The 11,698-nt window shown below is 61.0% G+C and carries 5 protein-coding genes and 6 pseudogenes; all 11 read right to left on the bottom strand.

Annotation, left to right across the window (positions count from 1 at the left end; translation table 11 throughout):
* Positions 1–24: 24 nt before the first annotated feature.
* The 11 genes and pseudogenes from ACZZZP_RS21525 to ACZZZP_RS21575 all read right to left on the bottom strand — a co-directional run bounded on the left by ACZZZP_RS21525 (position 25) and on the right by ACZZZP_RS21575 (position 11,637).
* A pseudogene (locus ACZZZP_RS21525) lies at positions 25–1,217 on the bottom strand (ATP phosphoribosyltransferase regulatory subunit).
* Positions 1,218–1,249: 32 nt separating this feature from the next.
* Entirely contained in the window at positions 1,250–1,435 is a 186-nt protein-coding gene (locus ACZZZP_RS21530; protein ID WP_108097891.1) for a DUF2065 domain-containing protein, read from the bottom strand.
* 110 nt (positions 1,436–1,545) lie between these two features.
* A pseudogene (gene hflC, locus ACZZZP_RS21535) lies at positions 1,546–2,415 on the bottom strand (protease modulator HflC).
* Positions 2,415–3,583, bottom strand: a pseudogene (gene hflK, locus ACZZZP_RS21540) (FtsH protease activity modulator HflK). Before hflK ends, hflC begins: the two co-directional pseudogenes overlap by 1 nt.
* 96 nt (positions 3,584–3,679) lie before the next feature.
* Positions 3,680–4,980: pseudogene (hflX, locus tag ACZZZP_RS21545) on the bottom strand (ribosome rescue GTPase HflX).
* 12 nt (positions 4,981–4,992) lie between these two features.
* On the bottom strand, positions 4,993–5,253 hold the full coding sequence (hfq, locus tag ACZZZP_RS21550) for an RNA chaperone Hfq (RefSeq protein WP_108097895.1): 261 nt from the start codon (positions 5,251–5,253) through the stop codon (positions 4,993–4,995).
* 93 nt (positions 5,254–5,346) lie between these two features.
* Positions 5,347–6,321, bottom strand: a complete 975-nt coding sequence (gene miaA / locus ACZZZP_RS21555; protein ID WP_463384059.1) for a tRNA (adenosine(37)-N6)-dimethylallyltransferase MiaA — start codon at positions 6,319–6,321, stop codon at positions 5,347–5,349.
* Positions 6,322–6,333: 12 nt separating this feature from the next.
* A pseudogene (gene mutL / locus ACZZZP_RS21560) lies at positions 6,334–8,221 on the bottom strand (DNA mismatch repair endonuclease MutL).
* 11 nt (positions 8,222–8,232) lie between these two features.
* Entirely contained in the window at positions 8,233–9,663 is a 1,431-nt protein-coding gene (locus ACZZZP_RS21565; protein ID WP_463384061.1) for an N-acetylmuramoyl-L-alanine amidase, read from the bottom strand.
* 4 nt (positions 9,664–9,667) lie between these two features.
* Complete coding sequence (gene tsaE / locus ACZZZP_RS21570; RefSeq protein WP_463384062.1) at positions 9,668–10,150, bottom strand: tRNA (adenosine(37)-N6)-threonylcarbamoyltransferase complex ATPase subunit type 1 TsaE; 483 nt, start codon at positions 10,148–10,150, stop codon at positions 9,668–9,670.
* Positions 10,138–11,637 (bottom strand): annotated as a pseudogene (locus ACZZZP_RS21575) (NAD(P)H-hydrate dehydratase). Before ACZZZP_RS21575 ends, tsaE begins: the two are co-directional and overlap by 13 nt.
* Between the last annotated feature and the right edge of the window lie 61 nt (positions 11,638–11,698).

An 11,698-nucleotide genomic window follows, 5' to 3' on the forward strand; every position in this document is an offset into this window, starting at 1 on the left:
GCCGGCCGCAGCCGACGGAAATCTTTAATTAGCCAACGGCGCCACTTGCCAGCGCCCATCGACGAGAACCAGCTGGCGATCGCAGCCTGCTCCTCGCGCGCAGCAGAAACTTTCCTGCCCCGGCAGCGCCTGCACAACACGCGTGTTTTGCCCGCGCAACTGGCGAACTGCCTTCCATAGATACAAATCGTGATTGTCTGGCGCCCAAACCCCAGCCTCTGGCTCGTCGAGCTGCATGGAGCCTAGCGTTACCAGGCTTTTCAGGTCGGTTTCGAAAACCGGTGGCCGGACGAGCGCGACTCGAAGTCAGCGCCGATGTCATCGTAACGGCCGCCTTGCGCGATGGACTGGCCAACACCGGGAACGAACGCCGCGAACACCACACCGGTGTGATAGTGGTAGCCGCGCAGTTCGCCGAGGTCAAAGTACAGCGGCACTTCGGGGTAGCGGCGTTCAAGCGTGTCGGCAATGGCGATCAACTCGTCCAGCGCCAGATGCACGTCTTCAGGCGCCTCGACCAGGCAGGCTTGTGCCAGGTCCAGCACTTCGCGCTCGCCGCACAATTCGGCGAGGGCGCGCAGCATTTTCTGCAATTCAGCGGGCACGTGCTCAGTGAGCGAAGCCACTTCATCGACGGCTTTTCGCTGCAGCGCATCGAAGAGCTGCTGCTCGACTTCACCGGAAAGACCCGCCGCGCGGGCAAGACCCCGGTAGATGCCGACATGACCGAGGTCGATATGCACGTCAGGAACGGCGGCGAGCTCGAGCATTTCCAGCAGCAGGCTGATGACTTCCACGTCACTGGCCGGGCTGGCATCGCCGTACAGCTCGGCGCCCAGTTGAATCGGGCTGCGCGAGGTTGTCAGCGCGCGCGGCTGGGCATGCAGCACGCTGCCGGCGTAGCACAGACGGTTCGGGCCTTCGCGACGCAACGTATGCGCGTCGATGCGAGCCACTTGCGGCGTGATGTCAGCGCGAAAACCCATCTGCCGACCGGTTTGCGGATCGATCACCTTGAAGGTGCGCAAATCCAGATCCTGGCCCGCGCCGGTGAGCAGCGATTCCAGGTATTCAATATGTGGAGTGACGACGAACTCATAGCCCCAGCGCTGGAACAGATCCAGCACCTGGCGGCGGGCCGCCTCAATGCGCGCCGCTTCCGGCGGCAGTACTTCCTCGATGCCATCTGGCAGCAGCCAGCGGTCTACCGTTGCCATTTTCGCCATTCCCTCGTTGCGGGCGGCAGCCATTAATGAAGCCAGTAAAGGAGGACTGTTCCCAGCAACATGCTGGCAAGCCCGATTAAACGTAAGTGACGATCAGACAGCTGTAAAAGCTGCATGAATGTCTCACGCCAACCTCGTGGATATAGGAACGGCAGGATGCCTTCCAGCACCAGCACTAAACACAACGCGATGCCGAGTTCCTGCCACATGGTTCCCACAGACGCAAAAAAGCCGGGAATTTCCCGGCTGACCAATCATAACACGTTTCCCTGATGGGTCACCCCGACGGACGACTAGCGTCCGCCGGAAACGACTGACATCAAGGTTTTGATTTCTCCAAATACCGGAAGAAATCGCTGCTTGGATCGAGGACCAATACGTCACGCTTGTCGGCAAAGCCTCGCGGTATGCGCGAAGGCTGCGGTAGAAACCGTAGAACTCTTTGGTCCATGCCGTAGGCTTGCGCGTAAATGGCAGACGCTTTCGCATCGCCATCACCGCGCATTTCTTCCGCCTCACGATAGGCTTCGGCCAGGATCACACGCTTCTGGCGGTCGGCATCGGCACGAATGCCTTCAGCCAACTCTTTACCTTTGGCGCGATGCTCGCGAGCTTCGCGTTCACGCTCCGAACTCATACGGTCGAACACGCTGCGGTTAACTTCCTTGGGCAGGTCGATCGCTTTGACGCGAACGTCGACCACTTCGATGCCCAATTCTTTCTGCGCAGCCTTGTTGAGCGTTGCAGTTACGTCAGCCATCAACGCATCCCGCTCACCCGACACCGACTCGTGCAACGTGCGCTTACCGAACTGGTCGCGCAGCGAGGCTTCAAGACGGCGCGACAAACGTTCGTCGGCAATCAACTTGATCCCGGACGTCGCGGTGTAGAAACGCTCAGCATCGAGCACACGCCATTTGGCGTAGGCATCGACCATCAGCGCTTTCTTTTCCAAGGTCAGGAAACGCGAAGTGGAGGAATCCAGCGTCATCAAACGCGCATCGAACTTGCGCACCTGGTTAACGTACGGAATCTTCACGTGAAGGCCAGGCGCTACGTCGGTTTGCACGATGCGACCGAACTGCAGCATCACCGCACGCTCGGTTTGCGCCACGATGTAGAAGCAGTTCCAACCGACCAGCACAGCGACAATGGCGACGATCAGGACGGCCAGTGATTTATTGCTCATCAGCGAGTCTCCCTTGTCCGCAGATCACGCTGTTGCAAATCAGCATTCACGCGCGCGCCCAAATCAGCGGCGGCGGCATTGGCTGGAAGCCCCCTGAGCAGGTGCAGCGCCACGGCTATCGATCATCTTGTCGAGCGGCAGATAAAGCAGATTGTTCTGCCCTTTCTCGCCGGTCACCAATACTTTGCTGGTGTTGGTCATCAGCTCTTGCATGGTGTCGAGATAGAGACGCTCGCGAGTCACTTCAGGCGCCTTGCGGTACTCGGCTACAAGCTTGGTGAAACGATCCGCCTCACCCGTAGCACGGGAAACCACCTCATCGCGGTAACCGCTAGCGTCTTCAATCAGGCGTTGAGCCTGACCACGCGCTTCCGGCACTACGCCGTTGGCATACGACTCAGCCAGATTCTTCTCACGCTGCTCATCTTCACGGGCACGAATCACGTCCATCGAAAGCTTCCTGAACTTCACGCGGCGCGGCAGCGCTCTGCAAGTTCACCTGCGTAACGGTGATACCGGTTTTGTAGGTATCCATGAAATGCTGCAGGCGCTCTTTGACTTCGCTGGCCATTAGTTCACGGCCTTCGGTCAGCACCTGGTCCATTGCGGTGGAACCCACTACATGACGTACCGAGCTGTCGGCGGCCTGCTGCAGGCTCACTTCCGGCTGGTCAACGTTAAGCACGAACTCTTGCAGGTTGCTGATCTTGTATTGAACGGTCAGCGGCACCTCGATGATGTTCTCGTCTTCGGTGAGCATCTGCCCCTGCTTGCTGTAAGCACGCTCGCGGGTGACGTTCTCTTGGAACTTGCGATCAATCGGAGGGAAATAGATGTTGAGGCCTGGGCCGACAGTTTCGTAGTACTTGCCGAAGTGCAGCACGACGGCTTGCTCCTGCTCGTCGACGACATAGACGGCGCTGTACAGCCAGATGGCTGCCACCACGGCAACGACCACAGCGATAAGGCCAAAGCCACCGCCACCGCCGCCACTGGAACCGCTATCGCTGTCACGTTTTTTACTGCCACCGAACAGTCCGTTCAGACTGTCCTGCAGCTTGCGGAAGGCTTCGTCGAGATCCGGTGGACCTTTGCGGTCACCGCCGCCCTTGCGTCCACCCCAAGGGTCTTGATTATTCGAGTTGCCACCCGGCTCATTCCAAGCCATAGCGCTCTCCATACTGATAAAGCAAAGACGCGCCCACGGCGCGCCCGCCAATGCTACAGATGCCGTCCAGCAGCAGCAAAGCCGCAGTCGCAGGCTTTATTGCAAAGTGTGTTGCTCTAAAAACTCTGACGGCTGCCAGCCTTCACGGCTGATCAAGCGGTTCAATTCAACCCGCGGAACCCGCACAGACAGCAAGCTCGCGCCGTGCTCATCATGCTCTTCGGTTTGCACAACGCCCAACTCAAAAACTGAGCGCGCAGGCGCCCCAACCGTTGCGGCAGGCACAAAGTGCCGACAAACAAATCATTGCCGAGCAGCTCAGCAACCGCTTGCTCGAGCAAATCCAGGCCACGGCCGTCACGGGCAGAAAGCCAAACGCGTTGCGGGCGCCCTGCTTCGTCACGTTGAATCTGCGGCTCAACGCCTTCCAGCATGTCGAGCTTGTTGTAGACCTCGAGTATCGGCAACTCATCCGCACCGATTTCCGTCAGCACCGCCAACACTTGCTCGATCTGCTGAGTACGGTCGGGCTCATGAGCATCGATCACGTGCAGCAGCAAATCGGAGTTGCTCGACTCCTCCAGCGTAGCGCGGAAGGCCTCGACCAGCTTGTGCGGCAGGTGACGAATAAAGCCCACGGTGTCGGCCAGCACGATTGGGCCCAAGTCGTCTAATTCAAGACGGCGAAGCGTTGGGTCCAACGTGGCAAACAACTGATCAGCCGCGTACACCTCGGATTGAGTGACGGCGTTGAACAAGGTCGATTTACCGGCGTTGGTGTAACCCACCAATGATACGGAAGGAATATCCGCACGCTTACGGCCGCGACGCGCCTGCTCACGCTGGCTGCGAACGCGCTCAAGCTTTTGCTTGATCTGCCCGATGCGTACGCGGAGTAAGCGACGGTCCGTTTCCAACTGGGTTTCACCAGGACCACGCAGACCGATACCGCCTTTCTGCCGTTCCAAGTGAGTCCAGCCGCGAACCAGGCGCGTGCTGAGGTGATCAAGCTGAGCCAGCTCGACCTGCAACTTACCCTCATGGGTGCGTGCGCGCTGAGCGAAGATATCCAGGATCAACCCCGTGCGATCCAGCACGCGGCACTCGAACACGCGCTCGAGGTTACGTTCCTGGCTGGGGGTTAGGATGTGGTTGAAGATAACCAGATCGGCCTGCTCGGCCTTGACCAGGTCGCGCAACTCTTCGACCTTGCCACTGCCAATCAGAAATTTTGCGGTCGGCCGATGACGTGGCACGTTAATGAACGCCACCGTGTCCGCACCCGCCGAATGGGCGAGCTCTTGGAACTCCTGCGGGTCTTCGCGCGCCTCTGGGTCTTGGCCTTCCAGATGAACCAGAATGGCCCGTTCACCACCTTCATGACGCTCGAAGAACAAAGCAGACCCCTATCAGGCGTTACCTGGTTCTGCTTCGACTTGCTCGCCTTCCGTCGCGCTAGGCAGACGAACCGGACGGCTCGGTACCACGGTGGAGATGGCGTGCTTGTAGACCATTTGGCTGACAGTGTTCTTCAGCAAAATAACAAACTGGTCGAAGGATTCGATCTGGCCTTGCAGCTTGATGCCGTTAACCAAATAAATTGAAACCGGTACGCGTTCCTTACGCAGGGTATTGAGGTAAGGGTCTTGTAGCGAATGCCCTTTTGACATGTGCCGCACTCCTTTGGAGATCGATAGTTATAGTATGAAAAGTGGTGGACTTCGCCGCAGTACCCCCAAGGATAGACGGCTATAAGCAAGGTCTCAGTCCAATATGGAGACCGACTTCAAGTATTTCAAGGTGCGCGGTAGATTGTCGCAAGCCAGACTGTCTAGCCAGTGCAGATTGGACCATCCGCGCAACCAGGTGAACTGTCTTTTGGCTAATTGACGGGTGGCGATAATGCCACGCTCGACCATTTGCTCTCGCGTCAGGCTGCCGTCGAGGTAATCCCAAACCTGTCGATAACCCACAGCCCGTATAGACGGCAATCCTACGTGCAGGTCACCTCTATTTCGCAGGTTTTCGACCTCTTCGACAAAGCCCTGTTCCATCATGGCCATAAATCTTTCGGCAATGCGCGCGTGCAGTACGTGGCGCTCCGCCGGTGCGATGGCCAAACTGGCGACAGTATAGGGGAATTGCGAGCCGCCAGCTGTGCTAGAACCGCCGTTTTGAGCGGCTTGACGCTCTCGATGCGACGTCATGGTCTGGCCGCTGACCAAATACACTTCCAGGGCGCGCGACAGTCGCTGCGGATCGTTGGGGTGAATACGCGCCGCCGACGCTGGGTCCACCGCCGCCAATTCGCGATGCAGCACATCCCAACCCTCTGCCGCCGCGCGCTGCTCCAACTGCGCGCGAACGGCCGCATCGGCAGGCGGCATATCGGCCAGCCCGTCTTGAAGCGCCTTGTAATACAACATGGTGCCGCCCACCAACAGCGGAATGCGCCCGCGCGCGGTGATTTCAGCCATCGCTGCAAGCGCATCGGTGCAAAAGTCTGCTGCCGAATAGGGTTCAGCCGGGTCGCGAATATCGATAAGACGGTGCGGATACTCGGCGAGCAGCGCTTTGGACGGCTTGGCCGTGCCGATATCCATGCCGCGATACACCAGCGCCGAGTCGACGCTGATCAACTCGCAGGGCAGGTGCTGGCTCAGCTCAATGGCCAGGTCGGTCTTGCCGGCGGCAGTCGGCCCCATAAGGAAAATCGCCGGAGGCAGGCGACTGGACATAACGAAGGTCCTTTAGCGGCCGCGCATGAATAGTTTGTCGAGGTCGTCCATGCCCAGCTGCGTCCAGGTCGGTCGACCGTGGTTGCATTGGCCGCTGCGCTCGGTGCTTTCCATATCCCGCAGCAAACCGTTCATTTCCGGAATAGTCAGGCGGCGATTGGCGCGCACTGCGCCGTGGCAGGCCATGGTGCCCAGCAGCTCATTGAGATGCGCCTGAATACGGTCGCTGGTGCCGTACTCCATCAAGTCAGCCACCACGTCGTGCACCAGTCGATTGGCCTCAGCCTGCTTGAGCAATGCTGGAATCTGGCGAATCGCCAGGGTTTCCGGGCCAAGCCGCTGCAACTCAAAACCCAGACGCTGGAACCACGCGGCATGCTCCTCCGCGCAATCAGCCTCACGCTGGCTCACGGCAATCGATTCAGGCACCAGCAACGGCTGCCCGCTCAAGCCTTCGCTGGCCATGGCGACTTTCAGGCGCTCATAGGTGATGCGTTCGTGTGCGGCGTGCATGTCCACCAGCACCATGCCGATGGCGTTCTCGGCGAGGATGTACACGCCTTTAAGCTGCGCCAACGCATAGCCCAACGGCGGAATGTCGCCCTGGTTTTCAGGCAAGGCCGTTGGCGCGCCGCCGGCAGCAAGCGGGGCGAAATAGTCGCGATACACGCCCTGAGTTTCTGCCACGGGAAGGCTTTGCGACGGACGCGCCGCCTGGTAGCCGCCCTGATACCCGCTGCCCGGCGCGCGCCAGACATTGTCCGAAGCCGGACGCTCCAACACATTGGCCGACAGGCTCATCTCGTTTTGCGGGCCGAACTCCCCCGCTGCCTGCCCGGTCGGCCGCAGCATGCCGGCAACCGCTGCGGGCGCGGCCAGTTGATCTTCCGGGCGAACCTCACCCAGCGCGCGGTGCAAGGTGCCATATAGAAAGTCATGCACCATGCGGCCATCACGGGAACCGCACTTCGTGTTTGGTGGGATGAACGTTGACGTCGACCACCGATGGGTCGATTTCAAGGAACAGTACAAACGTCGGATGGCGACCGTTAAACAACACGTCGCGATACGCCTGGCGCACCGCATGGGCGACCAGCTTGTCGCGGACCGCGCGACCGTTCACATAGAAATACTGCAGATCGGCTTGGCTTCGGGAGAACGTCGGCAGCCCTACCCAACCCCACATCCGCAAGCCGTTGCGCTCGATTTCGATGGGCAGCGCCTGCTCCAAAAACGCAGGCCCACACACCGCCGCAACCCGGCGAGCGCGGGCGGCTTCGTCATGGGCTTCGTGCAAGGCGAGCACGCTTTTGCCGTTATGGCGCAGATGGAACGCCACGTCGAAGCGCGCCAACGCCAAGCGCTTGACCACCTCTTGAAGGTGGTCGAATTCGGTTTTTTCAGCCTTGAGAAATTTGCGCCGCGCCGGCGTATTGAAGAACAGGTCGCGCACTTCCACCGACGTGCCGACCGGATGTGCCGCTGGCTGCACGCGGGGTGCCATGTCGCGGCCTTCGGTTTCAACCTGCCAGGCCTGCTCGGCATCCGCGGTGCGCGAGGTAAGGGTCAGGCGCGCGACAGAGCTGATGGACGCCAGCGCCTCACCGCGAAAGCCCATGCTCATGACGCTTTCGAGGTCTTCAAGCTCACGAATCTTGCTGGTCGCGTGACGCGCCAGTGCGAGCGGCAAGTCGTCGGCAGCGATACCACTGCCGTCGTCGCGCACGCGCAAGAGCTTGGTTCCGCCCAATTCGGCATCGACATCGATACGCGATGCGCCAGAGTCGAGGCTGTTTTCCAGCAATTCTTTGATTACCGAGGCCGGACGTTCAACCACCTCGCCAGCAGCGATCTGGTTCGCCAGCCGAGGGCTCAGCAGCTCGATACGCGCCTGAGTCAACTCCACCACCGTCATGGCTGCGCCGCCAAAGCCGTTGGTGGAATTTGCAGATGCTGGCCAACTTTCAGGGAATCGGTTTTCAAATTGTTGGCCGAGCGAATGGCGGCCTGCGTCACCTGATAACGCTGGGCAATCATCGCCAGGCTTTCACCGGGGGTCACCAGATGGTCACGCGGGCCGGGGGCGATCTTGCCGGAGTCACGCATCCAGGCGATGTAGGTGCCCGGTGGCGGGTTCTGTTGGAAGAACTGGCGCACGCCGCTGGAGATCGAGCGCGCCAGCGATTGCTGGTGGCTGCCGCTGGCCAGCTTCAAGGATTCATTCGGGTTGGAGATAAACCCGGTCTCGACCAGGATGGAAGGAATATCCGGAGACTTCAGCACCATAAACCCGGCCTGTTCAACGCGACGTTTGTGCAGCGACGTCACGCTGCCAAGGTTGGTGAGTACCTTCTGGCCGACGTTGAGGCTGGAGGACAGCGACGCCGTCATCGACAAGTCCAGCAGCACACCGGCCAGCATCGGGTCTTTGTCGTCGAGGCTGACGTTGCCCGCGCCGCCAATCAAGTCGGAGCGGTTTTCACTGTCGGCCAGCCAGCGTGCCGTTTCCGAGGTGGCGCCGCGATCTGACAGGGCGAACACCGACGCACCGAACGCCGATTTACTCGGCGCGGCGTCGGCGTGAATAGACACAAACAGATCAGCGCCCTTCTTGCGGGCAATCTCGGTGCGTTTGCGCAGCGGAATAAAGTAGTCGCCGGTGCGCACCAGCTCGGCGCGGTAGCCTTTGGTGCCGTTGATTTGGCGTTGCAGCTCGCGAGCGATGCCCAGCACCACATCCTTCTCACGAGCACCGCGCGGGCCGAGGGCGCCGGGGTCTTCGCCGCCGTGACCAGCGTCAATAGCGATCACGATGTCGCGCTTGCCGCTCGGGTCTGGTGGCGTCAGCTTGGGCAGCGGCTGGGTCGGCGTTACCGGCACCTGCGGCGCGGCAGCGGTGGTGGTCGACGGCAGGCTTGGCGAACTGTCGGCGCCTTGGTCGAACAGGTCGACTACCAGACGGTCACCGTACTGCTGGTTCGGCGCCAGGCTAAAGCTCTTGGGCGTGACCGGGGAGGACAGGTCGATAACAATGCGTAGGTCGGTGGGCGAACGCTGCGCCGACCGCACGCTGGTGATCGGCGTATTGGCAATCGACAGCTGTTCGAGCTTGGTCGCCAGCGTCGCGCCGTTTACGTCGATGACGATGCGGTTGGGCGACGTCAGGGTAAACACGCTGTGGGTCACCGGGCCCGACAGGTCGAACACCAGGCGGGTGTTATCCGGCGCGCGCCACAGCCGTACGCTTTTGATATCGGCCGCAGCCACTAAATCGGCAGCCAATACGGCAAGCAGCACAGCAACCCCGGTAACCAGCGCGCGCATGCGCATACCCAACCCCACTCTCTTATTGATGCTTTTCGTATTTGGCTAAGGCGGCACACCAGGCCTCGCCCAATCCGTTGTGCGGCGTAAAACGCAGCAGGCGCCCGCTCTTGTGGGGGCTAATGGTAATGTCCACGTCCGCCTTTGGCAAAACGCCAACACCGCGCTGCGGCCATTCGATCAGGCACAGGGCATCGCCTTCGAAGTAATCGCGAATGCCCAGAAACTCTAGCTCTTCGGGATCGACGAGGCGGTAAAGGTCAAAATGAAAGGCGCGCACCCCGCCCAGCTCATAGGGCTCTACCAGGGTGAACGTCGGACTTTTCACCGCACCGGTATGACCCAGCCCGCGAATAATGCCGCGCGACAGGGTGGTTTTCCCTGCACCCAAATCGCCATGCAAGTAAATGATGCCGCGCCCACCGGTGACCTCAGCGATGCGCGCCCCCAGCTCCAGCATCGACGCTTCGTCCGCTTTATAGATATCCACACTCACATCAGACATGGCGACTGTTCCTGCAAAAGCTGACGAATTACCGCGATTAAATCACTGGCGGCCAGGCCTCGGCCCTGCTCGCCCAACTGCTCACCCGCCCGGGCATGCAGCCAAACCGCCAAGCAAGCCGCCTCGAATGCCGGCAGGTCCTGCGCCAGCAATGCACCGACCACACCGGCCAGCACATCACCCAAGCCAGAGCCGGCCATGGCAGGGTGACCGTGATCGCATACGCACAGGCGGCCATCCGGCGCGGCGATCAAACTGCCTGCGCCTTTGAGTACCGCGATGGCCGCAAAGTTTTTCGCCAAGGCGCGTGCCGCTGCGGGGCGGTCGGCCTGCACTTCAGCCGTGGACATACCGAGCAAGCGCGCCGCCCTCACCCGGATGCGGCGTAATCACGCTGTTAGCGGCGAGCGCTGCGGGCTTTTGTGCCAACAGATTCAGCGCATCGGCGTCCCACACTTGAGGCAAATCGGCATGGCGGGCGACGGAAAACAAACTACGCCCCCAGGCTTCCTGCCCCAAGCCGGGCCCCACCACCAACACGTGAGCACGCTGACTAAGCGCCGTTAACTGATTGGCCGAGCTGATGCCCGCGCACATGATTTCCGGGCGACGCACCAGCGCGGACGACACATGCTCCGGGCGCGTTGCCAAGGAAACCAGGCCGGCGCCGCAGCGCAAGGTGCTCTCGGCGGCAAGCAAGGCGGCGCCGCCAAAGCCACGATCGCCACCGACCACCAGCACATGACCGAACTGACCTTTGTGCGCGGTCGCCGAGCGAGGCGCCAGATGCGCGAGGGTGGCAGCGCTTAGCCGCTGGGCCACATAAGCCGTTTCGGCGACCAACTCCGGCTCGGCGCGCAGGTCATCGAACACCAACTCACCGACCAGCGCCGGCGCTTCGCCAGTGAACAGCCCGACTTTCAATGCAATAAAGGTGACGGTGAGGTCGGCGCGCACGGCCTCGCCCAGCGCGGTTCCGGTGTTGGCACACAGCCCCGACGGCACATCCAGCGCCAGCACCGGCAGACCGCTGGCATTGATTGCGCTGATCACGTCGGCATAGGGAGCCGAACCTCGCCGGTTAGCCCCGTGCCAAGCAAGCCATCGACCACAACGCCGGCCAATGGCGCATCGGCGTGCCACGGTTGCGCCGTTATCCCGGCCTGCTTGGCTTGCGCGTAAGCAGAGGCGGCATCGCCAACCAGTCGCGCCGTATCGCCCACGGCATACACCCGTACCTTCCACCCAGCACGCTGGGCCAATGCCGCGACCAGATACGCGTCACCCGCATTATTGCCATGCCCCGCCACCACCGTGACTTCATTCACCTGCGGCCAGCGCTGACGCAACGCGCGCCAAGCGCCATGGGCGGCACGCTCCATCAGTTCAAAGCCGGGCGTGCCTGCCGCAATAAGGCGGGCGTCGAGATCACGTACCTGGGCGGCACTGTGCAAAGCGGCGGGAAGGGTGTCGTTGATAGGCGGCATGCGTCAGTCGGCTCGGATGTCTGGCAGAATTATACGCACCTCTGCCTTAGTTGCCTGCGCC

Source organism: Pseudomonas sp. AC211, from assembly GCF_979258055.1.